Origin of the sequence: uncultured Friedmanniella sp., assembly GCF_964244005.1 — a bacterium.
Classification (GTDB): Bacteria; Actinomycetota; Actinomycetes; order Propionibacteriales; family Propionibacteriaceae; genus Microlunatus.
In genome coordinates, this window is record NZ_CAXTHG010000034.1 from 14185 (window position 1) to 31785 (window position 17601).

Annotated in this window: 15 protein-coding genes; 1 reads left to right on the forward strand and 14 read right to left on the reverse strand. The window is 70.1% G+C overall.

The features are described 5' to 3' along the window. Positions 1–7 precede the first annotated feature (7 nt). The 6 genes from ACFE76_RS17670 to ACFE76_RS17695 all read right to left on the reverse strand — a co-directional run bounded on the left by ACFE76_RS17670 (position 8) and on the right by ACFE76_RS17695 (position 5778). The gene (locus ACFE76_RS17670) at positions 8–643 is read right to left on the reverse strand and encodes a TetR family transcriptional regulator (RefSeq protein ID WP_375433094.1); all 636 of its coding nucleotides are present in this window, start codon (positions 641–643) and stop codon (positions 8–10) included. Further along, the gene (locus ACFE76_RS17675) at positions 644–1897 is read right to left on the reverse strand and encodes an FAD-dependent oxidoreductase (protein ID WP_375433095.1); all 1254 of its coding nucleotides are present in this window, start codon (positions 1895–1897) and stop codon (positions 644–646) included. Positions 1898–2003: 106 nt separating this feature from the next. Then, entirely contained in the window at positions 2004–2891 is an 888-nt protein-coding gene (locus tag ACFE76_RS17680) for an ABC transporter permease (RefSeq protein ID WP_375433096.1), read from the reverse strand. Continuing rightward, on the reverse strand, positions 2888–3748 hold the full coding sequence (locus ACFE76_RS17685) for an ABC transporter permease (RefSeq protein ID WP_375433097.1): 861 nt from the start codon (positions 3746–3748) through the stop codon (positions 2888–2890). The genes ACFE76_RS17680 and ACFE76_RS17685 overlap by 4 nt, the downstream gene beginning before the upstream one ends. Beyond that, the gene (locus tag ACFE76_RS17690; RefSeq protein WP_375433098.1) at positions 3745–4635 is read right to left on the reverse strand and encodes an ABC transporter ATP-binding protein; all 891 of its coding nucleotides are present in this window, start codon (positions 4633–4635) and stop codon (positions 3745–3747) included. The genes ACFE76_RS17685 and ACFE76_RS17690 overlap by 4 nt, the downstream gene beginning before the upstream one ends. 3 nt (positions 4636–4638) lie before the next feature. Beyond that, the gene (locus ACFE76_RS17695; RefSeq protein ID WP_375433099.1) at positions 4639–5778 is read right to left on the reverse strand and encodes an ABC transporter substrate-binding protein; all 1140 of its coding nucleotides are present in this window, start codon (positions 5776–5778) and stop codon (positions 4639–4641) included. A 322-nt stretch (positions 5779–6100) separates the two neighbouring features. On the opposite strand from ACFE76_RS17695, the gene ACFE76_RS17700 reads away from it, so the two are divergent. Beyond that, positions 6101–8077, forward strand: coding sequence for a M13 family metallopeptidase (locus ACFE76_RS17700; RefSeq protein WP_375433100.1), 1977 nt, complete (start codon positions 6101–6103; stop codon positions 8075–8077). A gap of 210 nt (positions 8078–8287) precedes the next feature. Here ACFE76_RS17700 and ACFE76_RS17705 read toward each other — a convergent pair whose 3' ends face one another. From ACFE76_RS17705 to nuoH, 8 genes are read right to left on the reverse strand one after another with little or no spacing between them, the layout of a single operon-like run. Then, positions 8288–9268, reverse strand: coding sequence for a polyprenyl synthetase family protein (locus tag ACFE76_RS17705; protein ID WP_375433101.1), 981 nt, complete (start codon positions 9266–9268; stop codon positions 8288–8290). Positions 9269–9312: 44 nt separating this feature from the next. After that, the gene (nuoN, locus tag ACFE76_RS17710; RefSeq protein ID WP_375433102.1) at positions 9313–10971 is read right to left on the reverse strand and encodes an NADH-quinone oxidoreductase subunit NuoN; all 1659 of its coding nucleotides are present in this window, start codon (positions 10969–10971) and stop codon (positions 9313–9315) included. Beyond that, a complete protein-coding gene (locus tag ACFE76_RS17715; RefSeq protein WP_375433103.1) occupies positions 10971–12569 on the reverse strand; it encodes an NADH-quinone oxidoreductase subunit M in 1599 nt (532 codons plus the stop codon). The genes nuoN and ACFE76_RS17715 overlap by 1 nt, the downstream gene beginning before the upstream one ends. A gap of 11 nt (positions 12570–12580) precedes the next feature. Next, positions 12581–14521 (reverse strand): NADH-quinone oxidoreductase subunit L, encoded by a 1941-nt coding sequence (nuoL, locus tag ACFE76_RS17720; RefSeq protein WP_375433116.1) that lies wholly within the window; start codon positions 14519–14521, stop codon positions 12581–12583. 31 nt (positions 14522–14552) lie between these two features. Then, positions 14553–14852 (reverse strand): NADH-quinone oxidoreductase subunit NuoK, encoded by a 300-nt coding sequence (gene nuoK / locus ACFE76_RS17725; protein WP_375433104.1) that lies wholly within the window; start codon positions 14850–14852, stop codon positions 14553–14555. Then, positions 14849–15634 (reverse strand): NADH-quinone oxidoreductase subunit J, encoded by a 786-nt coding sequence (locus ACFE76_RS17730; RefSeq protein WP_375433117.1) that lies wholly within the window; start codon positions 15632–15634, stop codon positions 14849–14851. Before ACFE76_RS17730 ends, nuoK begins: the two co-directional genes overlap by 4 nt. Before the next feature lie 20 nt (positions 15635–15654). After that, a complete protein-coding gene (nuoI, locus tag ACFE76_RS17735) occupies positions 15655–16266 on the reverse strand; it encodes an NADH-quinone oxidoreductase subunit NuoI (protein ID WP_375433105.1) in 612 nt (203 codons plus the stop codon). Then, entirely contained in the window at positions 16266–17600 is a 1335-nt protein-coding gene (gene nuoH, locus ACFE76_RS17740) for an NADH-quinone oxidoreductase subunit NuoH (protein WP_375433118.1), read from the reverse strand. Before nuoH ends, nuoI begins: the two co-directional genes overlap by 1 nt. Between the last annotated feature and the right edge of the window lies 1 nt (position 17601).

Genomic DNA, 17601 nt, shown 5'->3' on the forward strand with positions numbered 1-17601 from the left:
CCCCCCTTCAACGGTCGGTGCCCGCACCGGTCCGGGCAGCGTCGAGCGCCACCGTACCGGTCAGGTAGCGCTGCAGGGTCGGCGCAACGGCGGCCACGACCTCGGCGTGGCTGGCCGAGGCGAGCGGCTCCAGCCGCAGCACGTAGCGGGTGAGGATCAGCCCGATCACCTGGCTGGCCACCAGGTTCGCCCGCCACCGCTGCTCCTCACCCTCACCGGTCACGGCCCTCATCAGCGGCGGCAGGACCTGGCTGAGCGCGAGGTCGCGGACAAGCCCGACGGTGTCGTCGCCCTGCAGCGCCGTCCGTACGGCGGCGATGGCCCCCGCGCCGCCCGGGGAGTCCCAGATCTGCAGCAGCCGGGTCACCAGCCGGTCGGCGAGCTCCTCGGCCGGTCCGCCGAGCACGCCGGCGATCTCGGTGGCCGGGTCCAACGGGATCTCCAGGGTGGCCCGGAAGAGCGCCGCCTTCGAGCCGAAGTGGTGGCTGATCATCGCCGGGTCCACCTGGGCGGCAGCGGCGATCTGACGGACGGTCACCGCGTCGAGGCCCCGTTCCGCGAACGCCGCCCGCGCCACGTCCAGGATCAGCTGCCGGGTCCGGCTCGGCCCGGGCCGCCGGCCGGTGCTCCGTCCGGCGACCACTCAGCGGCTCACCGTCGCCGGCCGGCGGGCGAAGGCCGGCGCGTGCTCGGGCAGCGGCCCGAAGGCGATCAGCTGGGCGGGGATGCGGGTCACGGCCGGCAGCCGTCGGGCCACGGCGGCGACCAGCCGGACGGTCCGGGGCGTCCGACCAGCCAGCGCCGGGACGAAGACCAGCCGGTGCAGCACCCGCTGAGCGGTCTGGATGATCGCGGTCGGCAGCAGCCGCCGGTTCCGGACCCGGGCCAGGTCGTCGACGATCAGCCGGTGCTCCCGCAACGGCTCGGCCAGCAGGGCGGCCGCGGCGACGGCGTCCTGGACGGCGAGGTTGATGCCGACCCCACCGGCCGGCGACATCGCGTGCGCCGCGTCCCCGATCAGCAGCAGCCCGTCGACGTGCCAGCGCGGCAGCCGGTCGAGCTTGACGTCCAGCATGTGCAGCTGGTCGGTCGAGGTGAGCGCGTCGACCCGGTCGGCGAAGTCGGGCCGCAGTCGGACGACCCGCTCGCGGAACCGCTCGATCCCCTCGGTCCGCAGGGTCGCGTCCATGCCCTTGCGGTTGAAGTAGGCAACTTGGAAGTAGTCGGTGCGCGGGAAGCTGAGCAGGATCTCCTCGCCCGCGATCCGCGGCACCAGCGCGGCCTGCTCGCCCTGGTCGGACTCCAGCCGCGGCAGCCGGAACCACCAGGTGTCGAACGTGACCGGGTACTGGTGCGGCACCAGCCCGGCGGCCGCCCGCAGCACCGAGCTGCGGCCGTCCGCGCCCACCACGAGGTCGGCGTTGACGTCCTCCTTGACGCCGTCGGCGGTCAGGGTCCGGACGCCGGTGACCCGGTCCCCGTCCCGCAGCAGGTCCACCGTGGCGGTGCTCATGCGTAGCGTGAACGTCGGTTCGGACCGACCGGCCTGAGCCAGCAGGTTGAGCAGGTCCCACTGCGGCACCATGGCCACGTAGTCGTACGGCGGCGGCAGTCGGCGGAAGTCGCCGAGGGTGACCGCTGGGCCGTCGCGCTGCGGCAGCTCGAGGTTCAGCAGCCGGCTCTGCGGCAGCGCCCGGAACTCACTTCCCAGTCCCAGCTCGTCGAGCAGCCGGATGGTCGAGGCGTGCACGGTGTCGCCCCGGAAGTCCCGCAGGAAGTCCGCGTGCTTTTCCAGGACGGTCACCGCCACGCCGGCTCGGGCGAGCAGCAGACCCAGCATCATCCCGGCCGGTCCGCCGCCGGCCACCACGCACGTCGTCGTCGTCGTCGTGGACACGCTTCCTCCTGAGAATTCAACAGTTGTTGAATTCCAGGATGCACCTGGCAAGACGCCGTGTCGAGACCTCGAGCAGCGCCCAGAGCGCGTGGCTAGAGAGGCTCGGTCAGCGCTTGCCGGCGTTGGGTCCCCAGGCGGCGAGCGCGGCGGACTCGACGACGGCGGCCACCGCATAGCCGACGATGGAGGTGGCGACCGAGACGACGACGATGGCCCAGACGCCGCCGAAGTTGCCGCGGCCCTTGTAGGCGCTCAGCACCCCACCGAGACCGGTGAAGCCGGAGAGCCACTCCGCGAGCATGGCCCCGACGATCGCGCCCGGCACCGAGATCCGGACCGAGGCGAAGATGCTGGGCAGCGCGGCGGGCAGCCGCACCATCAGCATCTCCTTCATCGCACCGCCGCCGTTGACGCGGATCAGGTCCACGGCCAGCGGAGAGGCCGACCGGAGCCCGAGCACGATGTTGACCAGGGCGGGGAACAGCACGACGATCGCGGCGATGGTCGCGATCCCCAGCTTGCCCTGGCCCACGATGAGCAGCAGCACGGGCGCGAGGGCCACCAGCGGGACCGACCGCAGCAGCATGGCGATCGGCATGAACGCGAACTCGAACGGCTTGACCAGCAGGAAGCCGATCGCGATGGCGGTGGCGATCACCAGGCCGGTCACGAACCCGATCCCGGCGTCGACCAGGGTCACCAGCCAGGCCGCGCGCATGTCGGCGCGGGCCGCCTCGGCGGTGATCGAGGTGGGCCGGATGCCGCGGGCCGGGCGGTCGGTGAAGAGGTAGTGGTAGACGTCCAGCGGCGTCTTGCCGACAAAGCTGGACACGTCGAACAGCTTGAGCAGGGCCGCCCAGACCAGCGCGAGGACCACCAGGGCGAGCACGACGACGAGCAGCGAGCTGCCGAGCCGGCGCAGCACGGCGGTGGCGACGGACGCGTTCGAGGCCGTCTCCGCGACCGGAGCACCAGTGACCAGCGTGGCGCTCACGGGCGGCCTCCTTCGGTGCCGGACGACCAGGGGGTGACGAACCGGGCGACCAGCCCGATCAGCGCGTACGCGAGGCCGGCGGCCCCGCCGGAGACCAGGGCGAGATACCACAGCTGGGGCGCGTCGGAGTTGGTCTGGGCGGCGATCAGGGCCCGGCCGAGGCTCTTGTCCCCGCCGCTGCCGAGGTACTCCGCGAGCACCGAGCCGAGGAACGCCGCGGGAGCGGCGATCTTGAGGGCCGCGAACAGGTTGGGCAGGGCGGCGATCAGCTGTACCTTGCGCAGCTCGGTGAAGCGGGTCCCCCCGTACGCGCGGATCACGTCCAGGCTCGTCCGCGGTGCCGCCCGCAGCCCGAGCAGCGAGCCGACCACGGTGGTGAAGAAGACGCTCAGGGCGGCGAGCACGACCGACGCGCCCTGGGGCGCGTCCCGGCCGGAGACGATGACCAGGATCGGACCGATCGCGACCAGCGGCAGGCAGTAGGTGACGATGGCGATCTGGGTCACCACCTGCTCGAGCGCCGGCACGAGCAGCACCAGCATGGCCAGCACCAGGGCCGCGACGTTCCCGTACAGGTAGCCGCGGGCGGCCGCGCCGAGGGTGCCGCTGAGGTTGGACAGCGTCGTGGCCCAGGTCGCGGCGGAGAAGAACTTCGCCACCACCTCGGGCGGGCTGGGGATCGCGTTGCTGGCGCTGAAGAAGAGGGCCGAGGCGAGCCACCAGACGACCACGATGACCACGACGCCGACGAGACCGCCGAGCCAGGTCGGCATCCCGTCGATCCGGCTCCACAGCGAGGGACGTACCGGCGGCGTGGCCGCGAGGGCCGCGGCCGGACGGGTCTCGGTGGCGCTCACTCGGCGCCGCCGCCGCGACCGAACAGGATCTCCGACAGCCGGTCGGCGTACGCGTGGAACTCCGGCGTCCGCATCATGTCCGGGTGCCGCGGCCGCGGCAGGTCGATCGGCACCACCTCGACCACCCGACCGGGCCGCGGGCTCATCACCGCGACGACGTCGGAGAGGAACACCGCCTCGTTGATCCCGTGGGTGACCATCAGCGTGGTCGCGGGCTTTTCGGTCCAGATCCGCAGCAGCTCGACGTTCAGCCGCTGTCGGGTCATGTCGTCCAGGGCACCGAACGGCTCGTCCAGCAGCATCACCGACGGCTTGACCACCAGGCAGCGCGCGATGGCGACCCGCTGCCGCATGCCGCCGGACAGCTGGGCCGGCTTGGCCTTCTCGAAACCCTGCAGCCCGACCAGGGCGATCAGGTCGTCGATGAAGCCCGGGTCGGCCTTGATCCCGGCCACCTCGAGCGGCACCCGGATGTTGGCCGTCACCGTGCGCCACGGCAGCAGGGCCGCGTCCTGGAACGCGATCCCGAGCTCGTGCCGACGCTGCAGCTCGGTCATCGAGAGCCCGTTGACCAGTGCTGTCCCGCCGGTTGGCGCCTCCAGCCCCGCGAGGATCCGCAGGATGGTCGACTTGCCGCAGCCGGAGGGTCCGAGCAGGGACAGGAAGGAGCCCTTCGTCGTGCCCAGGTCGGTCTCCTGCAGGGCGTGCACCGACGTGCGGCCCAGGGTGAACGTCTTGCTCAGCCCCTGGATGTTCAGTCCGGTGGCCGACCCCGGCTCGCCCGCCGGGTCGCGGGTGGCGACGGGTGTCACCGTCGGGGCCGGTCCAGGGTCGCTGACCTGGGCCGGTCCGGAGCCTGCTCCCTGAGCCTGTCGGAGGGCGCTCACCCGTTACGCCTTGATCAGGTCCGGGTTGGCGGCGTAGATCTCCTTGAGCAGGCTCATGTCGAACAGGTCTTCGGCGGTGATGTCGATGCCCAGGGCCGCGATCGCCGCGATGATCTTGGTGATGTAGTCATCGGTCAGGGTGAACAGACCGTTCGCCTTGGTGTCGGCGCTGACCACGAGCTCGTTCTGGGCCTTCAGCTGCTCGACCTGGCCGTCGAGCTTGAGGCCCAGGTCCTTGCCGTAGGTGTTGACGGCGAGCTTGGCGCCGGCCTCCGGGTCGGCCACGGCGTCGTTCCAGCCCTTGATCTCGGCGGTCAGGAACGCTTTGAACTTGTCGCGGTTCTCGGCCAGCGCGGTCTTGGTGACGCAGAACGTCTCGGCCGTCAGCGGCAGCCCGTTGTCGGCGAACGGCAGGGTGACCGGGGTGAAGCCGTCGGCCTTGACGATGAACGGCTCGTTGGTCGTGTAAGCCATGAAGCCGTCGACCTTCTTCTCGGTCAGCGGCGTCGGCTCGTACTGCACGACGGTGGTCTTGAAGGTCGAGGCGTCGACGTTGTTGGCCTTGAGGAAGCCCTCGAAGATCGACTGGTTGGTCCCGGCCTGGATCCCGATGGTCTTGCCCGCGAGGTCGGCGACCGTACGGATCGGCTTGCCCTCCTCCAGGCTCAGGATGCAGAACGGGTTCTTCTGGAAGGTCGACCCGATGATGACCAGGTCGGCGCCCTGCTCGCTGATCAGCCGGGCGGTCGCGTCGGGCGCGGAGAGGCCGACGTCGACCTTGCCGGTCGCGACGAGGGTGTCGGCGCTGTCGACGGGGCCGGTGACGAGGTCGACCTTCTCGAAGCCGGCGTCGGTGTAGTAGCCCTTCGAGTCGGCGAAGTACTCACCGGCGAACTCGATGTTCTTGATCCAGGACAGCTGCAGCGACAGCGTCTTGTAGGTCCCGGGAGCGACCGAGGCCGGGCCGGAGCTCGGGGCGGCGGCCGAGGTCGACGGGGTGCTGCTCGAGCTGTTACCCCCGCAGGCGGCCAGGGCGGCCAGGCTGAGGGCGCCGATACCGGTGGAGGTCAGGAAGCCGCGGCGGCTGGTGCTGCGGAACAGCGTCCCGAGCACCGGGGAGACGGCGGGGCTGGGCTGGGTCATGGGTTTCTCCAAGGTCGGCGTGCTGCGGATCGGGCGTGCGGACGGCGATCGGGCGGGGTGTCTCTGCCCCGGGGGAAGGCCCGCCTCAGGATGCCAGCGCCGATCGGCACGGGTGTGTCACGGACGTAACGGCCGCGTTTCTGTGTTTGATGGCCTCCGCTTCGCTCCGGCTGTGGATCGCGCTCTGGCCCTCCGTCGACGTCGTCGCCGGTGAACGAAAGGCGTGTTCACCAGCTCCTCCTTTCGACGTAGGCGCGCGATCCGGTGCCGGTCGTGTTCAAGACGTTCGGTCCGCTGATCATCGAATCAGTAGGCTCGACCGGTGACCGAGCCTGCCCCTGTCCTGCCCCTGTCCGACTTCGACCCGGAGGTGCGGGTGCAGGACGACCTGTATCGCCACGTGAACGGGGGGTGGCTGGCCCGGACGAAGATCCCGGCCGACCAGCCGTTGACCGGCGCGTTCATCGACCTGCGCGACCGGGCCGAGGCGGCCGTCCGCGACATCATCACCGGTCTGGCCGACGGCGGAGCCGGGGCGGAGGCCCTGTCCGCGGGCAGCGACGAGGCGAAGATCGCTGCCCTCTACGCCTCGTTCATGGCCGAGGACGCCATCGAGCGAGCCGGCGCTGCGCCGCTGGCGCCGCTGCTCGCCGAGATCGACGCCGTCGCCCAGCCCGAGGACCTGGTGCGGCTGCTGGGCAGCTTCGCCCGCCGCGGCGTCTCCGGCCTGGTCGGACTGGAGGCCGAGTCCGACCCGGGCGACCCCAGCCGGTACGTGATGTTCCTCGGTCAGGACGGTCTGGGCCTGCCCGACGAGGCCTACTACCGCGAAGACACCTACGCCTCGATCCGGACCGCCTACCGCGAGCACGTCGCCTCCTCGTTGGCGCTGGCCGGGGTGCCGGACGCCTCCGCAGCCGCGGCGGCCGTGCTGGAGCTGGAGACCGCGATCGCCGCCCGGCACTGGGACAAGGTGAAGTCGCGCGACCTGCGGGCCATGTACAACCTGCGGACGCTCGACGACTTCACCGCCGAGGCTCCCGGCCTGCACTGGCGGACCTTCCTGGCCGGGGCCGGGGTGCCCGAGACCGCGATGGCTGAGCTGGTCGTCGCGCAGCCGTCCTTCTTCACCGACGTCGCGACGCTGTTGACGGCTGAGCGGCTCCCTGCCTGGCGGCTCTGGGCCACGTGGAACGTCATCTCCTCGCTCTCGCCCTACCTGTCGAGCGCCTTCGTGGCCCAGCGGTTCCACTTCTACGGCACCGTGCTCTCCGGCACGCCGCAGCTCAAGGAACGGTGGAAGCGCGGCGTGGCCCTGGTCGAGGGCGCGCTCGGCGAGGCCGTCGGCAAGGTGTACGTCGAGCGGCACTTCTCCCCCACCGCCAAGGGGCGGATGGACGCCCTGGTGGCCAACCTGATCGAGGCGTACCGCCGCTCGATCAGCGACCTTGACTGGATGACCGAGGAGACCAAGGCCGAAGCGCTGGTCAAGCTGGCCAAGTTCCGGCCGCACATCGGCTATCCCAGCCGGTGGCGCGACTACTCCGCGTTGGCGATCAGCGCCGACGACGTGGTCGCCAACGTGATGGCCGCAGCCTCGTTCGAGCTCGACCGCGCGGTGGCCAAGATCGGGGCACCGGTCGACCGCGAGGAGTGGCTGATGACGCCGCAGACCGTGAACGCCTACTATCACCCGTTGAAGAACGAGATCGTCTTCCCTGCGGCCATCCTGCAGCCCCCCTTCTTCCACGAGGAGGCCGACGACGCGGTCAACTACGGCGGCATCGGAGCGGTGATCGGCCACGAGATCGGGCACGGCTTCGACGACCAGGGCTCCACCTGCGACGGGGACGGCGCGCTCCGCGACTGGTGGACCGCGGCGGACCGGACGGCGTTCGAGACCCGGACCGCGGCACTGGTCGAGCAGTACGACGCGCTGTCCCCCGAGCTTGCCGACGGCCAGCACGTCAACGGCCGGCTGACCATCGGGGAGAACATCGGCGACCTGGGCGGGCTGACCATCGCCCACCTGGCGCACCGGATCGCCAGCGCGGACGCGGCCGAGCCGGTCGACGGCTACACCCCCGAGCAGCGGCTGTTCCTGAGCTGGGGCGCCATCTGGCAGAGCAAGTCCCGGCCCGAGACGGTCAAGCAGCGGCTGGCCACCGACCCGCACTCACCCCCGGAGTTCCGCTGCAACCAGATCGTCCGTAATCTCGACGCCTTCCACTCCGCCTTCGGCGTCACGCCCGACGACGGTCTCTGGCTGCCCGAGGACGAGCGCGTCAAGATCTGGTAGTCCACGCGCCCGTGGCCCTTGGGCCTCATGGGGGCGAAGCCCCACCCCCACTTCACAGGCTGGCGGGCGACCTCACCCTTGCGCGCGCCCGTGTGGGGTCGCCCGCGAGCTTGTGAAGTGGGGGACCCACCTCTGGTGGGGAGGGGGACCCACCTCTGGTGGGGAGGGGGACCCACCTCTGGTGGGGAGGGGGAGCCGCTCGGACAGGGGTCAGGACGAGCGGGTGACGACGGACTCGCAGAGCTCTTCGAGGGCGCGACGGGCGGGACCGGGCGGGAGGTCGGCGAGCAGCAGGCGGGCGATCGTGGCGCGGCGTTCGACCTCGGCGCGGGCCTGGTCGACGGCCGGGTGCCGGCGGAGCAAGTCGAGGGCTTCGGCCAGGGCGTCGTCGTCGCGCAGGTCGGAGTCGAGCAGCTGCAGCAGCCGGGCGTCGGCGGGGTCGGTCGAGCGCCGGGCGAGCAGGATCGGCAGGGTCGGGATGCCCTCGCGGAGGTCTGTACCCGGGGTCTTGCCGGTCACGTCGGAGGTGATGTCGATGATGTCGTCGCTCAGCTGGAAGACCATCCCGAGCTGCTCACCGAAGTCGGCCATCCGCTGCAGCAGCACCGGGTCGGCGTCGGCGATCATGGCCCCGAAGATCGCCGACGTCGCGATCAGCGCCGCGGTCTTGTCGGCAACCACCTGGAGGTAGTGGTCCAGCGGGTCCTGACCGGCACCCGGCCCGACGGTCTCGGCGATCTGGCCCTGGACGAGCCGGGAAAAGGTCCGGGCCTGGATCCGCACGAAGTCGGTGCCGAGCTCGGAGACGACGTCGGAGGCGCGAGCGAACAGCAGGTCCCCGACCAGGATCGCGACCGTGTTGCCCCAGCGGCTGTTGGCGCTGACCGATCCGCGGCGGATGCGGGCCTCGTCCATCACGTCGTCGTGGTAGAGGCTCGCGACGTGGGTCAGCTCGACGACGACCGCGGCCTTGATGACGTCCGCCTCGGACGCTCCGGGGACGAGGCGCGCGCTCAGGGCCACCAGCAGCGGCCGGAACCGCTTCCCGCCGGCGGCGATGATGTGCTGCGCGGCCTCGGTGACCATCGGGGTCTGCGCCTCGGCAGACTGCAGCAGCGCCGTTTCGACCAGCTCGAGCTGGGCGCGGAGCTCGGCCTCGAAGACCTCGTCCCGCGTCTGTTCTGCTAGCACTTCTCTCCTCAGGGACGCCGACGGTGCACGGTGCGGTGCAGCCGTCAGCGGATGAACTCCCCGGCGTGCTGCGCGAGGTCGAGGAGTGGTCCGGGGAACACGCCCAGAGCCACAGTAGCGACCAGCCCAACCCCGATGGCCACGTACGTGGTGATCTGCGGACGGACGGCCTGCGCCGTCCGCTCCAAGGTCAGCAGCCCGCCGGTGCCCGCACCGCTGGTCGACGCGTCGTCGGCGGCCGCCGCTTCGGGGTCGGAGAAGAACATCAAGACGATGACCCGGATGTAGAAGTACGCGGCGACGACACTGATCACCACGGCGACGGCGACGAGCCAGTGCGCGCCGCCGTTCCAGGCAGCGGCGAAGACCGTCCACTTACCGATGAAGCCGCTGGTCAGCGGGATGCCGGCGAAGCTCAGCAGGAAGATCGAGAAGACCACCGCCGCGCCCGGGGACCGCTGGCCCAGCCCGACCCAGCTCGACAACAGGGTGGCCTCGCCCGTGCTGTCGCGGACCGTGGTGACCAAGGCGAACGCGCCGATCGTGGCCGCCCCGTACGCGACCAGGTAGAACAGCACCGACGAGACGCTGGTCAGCGACCCGGCCGGGGCCCCCGTCCCGGCCTGGGAGGCCCCGACGAAGGCGGTCATGATGAAGCCGGCGTGGGCGATCGAGGAGTAGGCGAGCATCCGCTTGACGTCGGTCTGGGTGATCGCCAGCACCGACCCGAGCGCCATCGTGGCGACGGCTACGATCGACATCAGCGGCTGCCAGTCCCACCGGTCAGCGCCGAGCGCCACGTAGAAGACCCGCAGTAGCGCACCGGCCGCGGCGATCTTGGTGCAGGCGGCCATGAAACCGGTCACCGGGGTCGGCGCGCCGGCGTACACGTCCGGCGTCCAGGAGTGGAAGGGCACCGCGCCGAACTTGAACAGCAGCCCGATCCCCAGCAAGCCCATCCCGGCCAGCAGCAGACCGGAGCTCTGGGTGCCGGCCCGCAGGGTCTCATCGATCGCGGAGAGCTCGAACGAGCCGGCGTAGCCGTAGAGCAGTGCGACGCCGTACAAGAAGATGGCCGAGGAGAGCGCGCCGAGCAGGAAGTACTTGAGCGCCGACTCCTGCGACAGCAGCCGGCGACGGCGGGCGAGCCCGCAGAGCAGGTAGAGCGGCAGCGACAAGATCTCGAGCGCGACGAACATCGTCAACAGGTCGTTGCTGGCCGGGAACAGCATCATCCCGGACAGGGCGAACAGGGCCAGCGGAAAGACCTCGGTGTGCTCGACCCGGCTCTCGATGGCCTGCCGCTCGGCGAGGCTGCCCGGCACGGTCGCGGCCTGGGCGGCGAACGCGCTGCCGACCCGCTGCTCACCGAAGGTCATGATCGACACCGCCCCGAAGACGAGCAGGATCGTCCACATGAAGTAGGTCGGGCCGTCGATGGCGAGCGAGTCGACCGCCGCCAGCCCGGTCCGGCCGGCGTTCCAGTTGAGCAGGGTCGCCCCCAGGGCGCCGACGACCGTCACCGCGGTGAGCACGAGCTGGATCAGGCGCCGCATCGTCCGCGGGACCAACGCCTCGACCAGCACGCCGAGGCAGGCACCGACGAAGACCAGCAGGAACGGCGCCAGGATCTGGTAGTCGAGGTCGGGCGCGGAGATCTCGAACGGCAGGATCTCCAGCGGCATCGGGGGCGTGAGGGACATCAGCGGCCTCCCTCGGCGGTGACCCGGGGTGCGGGATCGGTGACGCCGACGTAGCTCATCGTGGCCTGGACGGCCGGGTTGATCAGGTCGAGCATCGGCTTCGGGAAGACCCCGAGGGCCAGGATCAGCAGCACGAGCGGCGCCATCGCGAGCCGCTCGCGCCCGCTCAGGTCCCGGATGCGGTCCTCACCGGTCACGTCGAGCCGGGCGGCGAGCGGCCCGGTCATCGTCCGCTGGTAGGTGATCAGGATGTACAGCGCCGCCAGCACGATCGCCAGGGTGGACACGATCGCGTAGGCCGGGTAGCGGCTGAACGTGCCCGCCAGCACCATGAACTCCGACACGAAGCTGGACAGCCCCGGCAGCGACAGGGTCGACAGCCCGGCGAAGAGCAGCAGACCGGCGAGCACAGGCGCGACCTTCTGCACCCCGCCGTACGCGGTGATGTCGCGCGACCCGCCGCGCTTGATCAGGTACCCGGCCGCGATGAACAAGGCGGCGGTGGAGAGTCCGTGGTTGAGCATGTAGAGCGTCGAGCCGGCCAGGCTCTGGGTGGTCAGGGCGAAGATGCCGAGCACGATGAAGCCGAAGTGGCTGATCGAGGTGTAGGCGATGAAGCGCATCAGGTCGAGGCTGCCGATGGCGAGCACGGCGCCGTAGATGATCGACAGGGTGGCCAGGATCAGCACGACGGGGGTGGCCCACTGGCTGGCCTCGGGGAACAGGCCGAGGCAGAACCGGATCATCCCGAAGGTGCCGATCTTGTCCATCACCCCGACCATCATCGTGGCGCCGCCGGGGCTGGACTCCTCCGCCGCGTCGGGCAGCCAGGAGTGCAGCGGCACCAGCGGGGCCTTGATCGCGAACGCGAACATGAAGCCGACGAAGAGCCAGCGACCGGTGACGGTGCCGATGTCCAGCTGGCTGAGGTCGCTGAGGAGGTAGCTCGGCGTACCGGCGGCCGCGGAGAGGCCGTACAGCCCGATCACCGAGGCGAGCATCACGAAGCCGCCGAGCAGGCCGAAGATCAGGAACTTCGCCGCCGCCGCCGACCGCTTGGCCGTCGGCCCGAAGCCGCCGATCAGGAAGTACATCGGGATCAGGATGACCTCGAAGAACACGTAGAACAGAAAGACGTCAGTGGCCAGGAACAGGAACAGCGCGCACGTCTCGACCGCCAGCACGAGGGCGAAGAAGACCTTCGAGTCGTACTTCGGCGCCAGCGCGGAACCCGCCGGAACCTGGCGGGGGGTCAGGGGGGTCGCCCCCCCTGCGGTGTCAGGGTCCAGGTCGCGCCAGCTGGCGAGGACCACGACGGGCGTCACCAGCACGACGAGCAGCACCAGGGTGAGCCCGATGCCGTCGACACCGAGCGCGTAGTAGGCGCCGAGCGGTGAGATCCAGCGGACCTGCTCGGTGTACTGCATGCCGCTGCCCGGGGTGTAGCCCACCGCGACGGCGAGCGCCAGCACCAGGGTCAGCAGCGAGACGAGGAGGGCGACGACCTTGGCGGCGTGGGCGCCGGCCAGCAGGCAGAGGACGGCGCCGACCGCCGGCAGCAGGGCGAGGATGGTCAGCCAGGGCAGGGTGCTCGTCACCGTCATCTCCTTCAGCCCAGCCGGCCGAGCACGAGGACGGCACCGACGACGGCCGCACCGGCCACCATGGTGAGGGCGTAGGAGCGGACGAACCCGTTCTGCACGCGGCGCAGCCGACTCGACAGGTCGGCGAGCGTGGCTCCGGTACCCGAAGCTGTGCCGTCGACGGCAGCGGAGTCGAAACGGGCCAGGGCGGCGGTCATCTGCTGACCCGGACGCATGAAGACCGCCTCGTTGACCACGTCCCCGAAGAGGTCTTGGCGGCCGGCGAGGGTGAACGGCGACCTGCTCGCGGGCTGGTCGGCCGGGATGGTCCTGCGTGGGCCGAAGATCAGTACGCTGACCGCGATCCCGGCGGCGACCACCACGAGGGTCGCGACGCCGACCAGCGACACGTGCAGCAGGCCGGGCTGCTCGCCGGCCGCGCGCTCGCCGCCGACGGCCGGGTCGAGCCAGCCCTCGATCCAGCCGTTCAGCACCGCGCCGCCGACCACCGAGGCGGCGGCCAGCAGTACCAGCGGGATCGTCATCACCAGCGGCGACTCGTGCGGGTGCCGGTGCACACCGCTCCCCCCGCTCTCGCCGTCGCCCTGCCAGCGCTTGGCGCTGAGAAAGGTCATCAGCATCAGCCGGGTCATGTAGAAGGCCGTGACCCCGGCGCCCACGAGGGCGAGGACGCCGATCACCGGGTTGCGCTCGAAGGCGGCCTCGATGATGTGGTCCTTGGAGAAGTAGCCGGCGAAGCCCGGGAAGCCGATGATCGCGAGGTAGCCCGCGGCGAAGGTCACGAAGGTGACCGGCATCAGCCGGGCCAGCCCGCCGTAGCGGCGCATGTTCACGTCGTCGTCCATCCCGTGCATCACCGAGCCGGCCCCGAGGAACATGTTGGCCTTGAAGAATCCGTGGGTCAGCAGGTGGAAGATCGCGAACGCGTAGCCGGCCGGGCCGATGCCGGCGGCCAGCATCATGTAGCCGATCTGGCTCATCGTGGAGCCGGCGAGCACCTTCTTGATGTCGTCCTTGGCGCAGCCGATCCAGGCACCGAAGAGCAGGGTGACGGTGCCGACGATGACGACGGCGGTGCTCGCGGCCTCGGACTCGGCGAAGACGGCATGGCTGCGGGTGATCAGGTAGACCCCGGCGGTGACCATGGTCGCGGCGTGGATCAGGGCCGACACCGGGGTCGGGCCCTCCATCGCGTCCAGCAGCCAGGACTGCAGCGGGACCTGCGCCGACTTGCCACAGGCGCCGAGCAGCAGCAGCAGCCCCATCACCAGCGCCGCGGTCGGCGGCAGCTCGGCGGCGCCGTTGTCGACGTCGAGGAAGGACGACGAGCCGAAGCAGTAGAGCATGAACATGATGGCCAGGCTCATGCCCATGTCGCCGACCCGGTTGACCACGAACGCCTTCTTGGCCGCGGTGGCCGCAGACGGCTTGTGCTGCCAGAAGCCGATCAGCAGGTACGACGCCAGGCCGACGCCCTCCCAGCCGACGAAGAGCACGAGGTAGTTGTCGGCAAGCACCAGCAGCAGCATCGAGGCGACGAAGAGGTTGAGGAAGCCGAAGAACCGGCGCCGGCGCTCGTCGTGGGCCATGTAGCCGATCGAGTACACGTGGATGAGCCCGCCGACGAAGGTGATCAGCAGCACGAAGACGATCGACAGCTGGTCGACCTGCAGCCCCACGCCGATGTTCCACCGGCCGCTGGAGATCCAGTCGTACAGGTGGAGCGAGACCGAGCGCTGACCGACGTCGCGACCCAGCAGCTGCAGGAACAGCATCAGTCCGATCACGAAGGAGGCCAGCGGCGCCAGGGTGGCGAGGAGGTGGCCCCACGCGTCGCCGGCCCGACCGATCAGCAGCAGCAGCGCCGCGCTGGCGGCCGGGATGGCGATCAGCAGCCAGGCGTAGGAGAACAACCCGGTGGCCGCCACCGGGGTCACCACGTCCATCGCGATCTTGGTCGTGAACATCGTTGTCCTGTCAGAACTTGAGGAGGTTCGCGTCGTCGACCGAGGCCGACCGGCGCGTCCGGAAGATCGTGATGATGATGGCCAGACCAACGACGACCTCAGCGGCGGCGACCACCATCACGAAGAACGCCGCGATCTGGCCGTCCAGCCGTCCGTGCACCTGCGAGAAGGTCACCAGCGCGAGGTTCGCCGCGTTGAGCATCAGCTCGACGCACATGAACGCCACGATCGCGTTCCGCCGGATCAAGAACCCGAACGCCCCGATGGTGAACAGGATCGCGCTGAGCACGATGTAGTTCTGAGGATTCACTTGTCCTCCTCACCTTGGGTGAGTGAGCGGGTGGTGTCCAGGATCGGCTTGGTCAGGTCGTCGCTGTTGAGGATGGCCCCGCGGGCGCGCAGGGTGGCCGAGACCGACAGCTCCGAGACCGAGCCGTCGGGCAGCAGCGCCGGCGTGTCCACGGCGTTGTGCCGGGCGAAGACGCCCGGAGTCGGTAGCGGGCCGGGGTGCTGACCGGTCTCGGCGTAGCGCCGCAGCCGCTCGGCGGCCAGGTCGGCCTGGGTGAGCTTGGGCGTCAGCCGTTCGCGGTGAGCGAGGACCATGGCGCCGACGGCGGCGGTGATCAGCAGCGCCGAGGTGGCCTCGAAGACGAAGACGTACCGGTTGAAGAGCAGCGCCGCGATGCCCTGGACGTTGCCGCCGTCCTCGGAGTTGGCGCCGACCAGACCGATGGGGCTGCCGACGACGGCGTTCCCGACGGCGAAGACGAGCAGCACGCCGAACCCGACACCGGCGATGACCGCGAGCGCGCGTTGGCCCTTGATCGTCTCGACCAGGGAGTCGGCGGTGTCGACGCCGACCAGCATCAGCACGAAGAGGAAGAGCATCAAGATCGCGCCGGTGTAGACGATGATCTGCACGGCGAAGAGGAACGGCGCGTCCTGGGCGGCGTACTGCACCGCCAGCGAGATCATCACCGTGGCGAGGCAGAGCGCGGAGTGCACCGGCTTGCGGGACAGGATCATCCCCAGCGCGCCGAGGATCATCACCGGGGCGAGCAGCCAGAACGCGACCGAGGCCGCGGTCAGCATGGGCAACAGCACCACGCCGCTCACCTCCCCTCACCGGCCCTGGAGGGCTCCCGGTGCTTGTTCGCATACCCCTGGTTCATCGGCTCGGGGACCGCACCCGAGATGTCGCCGGCTCGGTCGTCTGGTCGGCCGGAGCCGGGCAGCCCGAGGAAGTATGCCTGTTCGTCCTCCCCGAGTCGACGTTCGTGCGGCGCGGCTTCCATGCCGGGCAGCAGCGGCGCCAGCAGGTCGGCCTTCTCATAGATCAGCGCCGCCCGGCTGTCGTCGGCGAGCTCGAACTCGTTCGTCATGGTCAGCGCCCGGGTCGGACAGGCCTCGATGCAGAGTCCGCAGAGGATGCAGCGCAGATAGTTGATCTGGTAGACGCGGCCGTAGCGCTCCCCCGGGGAGTAGCGCTCCTCGTCGGTGTTCTGGGCGCCCTCGACGTAGATGGCGTCGGCTGGGCAGGCCCAGGCGCAGAGCTCGCAGCCGACGCACTTCTCCAGCCCGTCCGGCCAGCGGTTGAGCTGGTGCCGGCCGTGGAACCGGGGCGCGGTGACCTTGGGCTTGGTCGGGTAGTCCTCGGTGAAGGTCTTGCGGAACATCGTCCGGAAAGTGACCCCGAAGCCCGCGATGGGGTCAAAGAAACCCATCAGACCTCTCCTTCGTCTCGACGTTCCTTGGCCAGGACCTGGGGTTCACCCGGCAGCACCTGCGCCAGCTCGGGCAGCTGCTGGCCCTGGGTCGGCGGAACAGGGTAACCGCCGGCGAAGGCGTCGAAGTCACCCTGCTCCGGAACGGGCGCCGGCTGCTCCTCCTTGCCGCCGCCGAAGAAGGACAGACCGATCAGCACCGCGAAGACGACCGCCGCGATGACCCAGAAGGCCGTGGTCGCGAACCAGCCCTCCCGACGGCCGACCCGGAAGGTGGCCACCAGGAGGATCCAGCCGAGCGAGATCGGGATCAGCCAGCGCCAGCCGAAGCGCATGAACTGGTCGTAGCGCAACCGGGGCAGGGTGCCGCGGAGCCAGACGAAGAGCGACAGCATCAGCACGACCTTGAGCAGGAACCAGAGCACGCCCCACCAGCCGCTGTCCAGACCGGAGATCAGGTTGAACGGCAGCGGCGCGTGCCAGCCGCCGAGGAACAGCGTCGTGGCCAGGGCGGACACCGTGATCATGTTCATGTACTCGGCCATGAAGAACATGGCGAACCGCATCGAGGAGTACTCGGTGTGGAAGCCACCGACGAGCTCGCCCTCGGCCTCGGGCAGGTCGAACGGCGCCCGGTTGGTCTCCCCCACCATCGAGATCAGGTAGATCAGGAACGACGGGATCAGCTGGACCGCGAACCAGACCGGCAGGTCGTAGCCGAGGATCGTGACGCTCGGCTCAGCCTGCTTGGCCACGATCTCGGAGGTGGAGAGGGTGCCGGCGTAGAGGAAGACCGCGACCAGGGCCAAGCCCATCGCCACCTCGTAGCTGATCACCTGGGCGCTGGAGCGGAGCGCGCCCAGTAGCGCGTACGTCGATCCGGACGACCAGCCGGCCAGCACGATCCCGTACACCCCGATCGAGGCGACGGCCACGATGAACAGCACCGACACGGGCAGGTCGGTGACCTGCAGCGGCGTGGTGATGTCGGTGAACGGGATCCGCACCACGCCCGAGATCGGGATCACCGCGAACGCCGTGATCGCCGGTACCGCGGTGACGAACGGGGCGATCATGAACACGACCTTGTCGGCCGCAGTCGGGGTGAAGTCTTCCTTGAACATGAGCTTCATGCCGTCGGCCAGGGACTGCAGCAGACCGAACGGGCCGTTCATCGTCGGGCCCTTGCGGTGCTGCATCAGCCCGACGAGCCGGCGCTCGTACCAGATCGTGAACAGGGTGAGCAGCAGCAGCAGCACCAGGGCGAAGACCGCCTTGATGGCCACGATCCACCACCGGTCGTGGAAGAACGGGGTGAGGTCCAGCGGGATCAGG

Excerpts from the sequence above, each read along its gene's own strand:
- ACFE76_RS17695 (WP_375433099.1), bottom strand. The coding sequence starts at position 5,778 with ATGACCCAGCCCAGCCCCGCCGTCTCCCCGGTGCTCGGGACGCTGTTC.
- nuoN (WP_375433102.1), bottom strand. The coding sequence starts at position 10,971 with ATGTCCCTCACGCCCCCGATGCCGCTGGAGATCCTGCCGTTCGAGATC.
- nuoL (WP_375433116.1), bottom strand. The coding sequence starts at position 14,521 with ATGGACGTGGTGACCCCGGTGGCGGCCACCGGGTTGTTCTCCTACGCC.
- ACFE76_RS17730 (WP_375433117.1), bottom strand. The coding sequence starts at position 15,634 with ATGCTGACCGCGGCCTCGGTCGCGTTCTGGCTGCTCGCCCCGGTGATG.
- nuoI (WP_375433105.1), bottom strand. The coding sequence starts at position 16,266 with ATGGGTTTCTTTGACCCCATCGCGGGCTTCGGGGTCACTTTCCGGACG.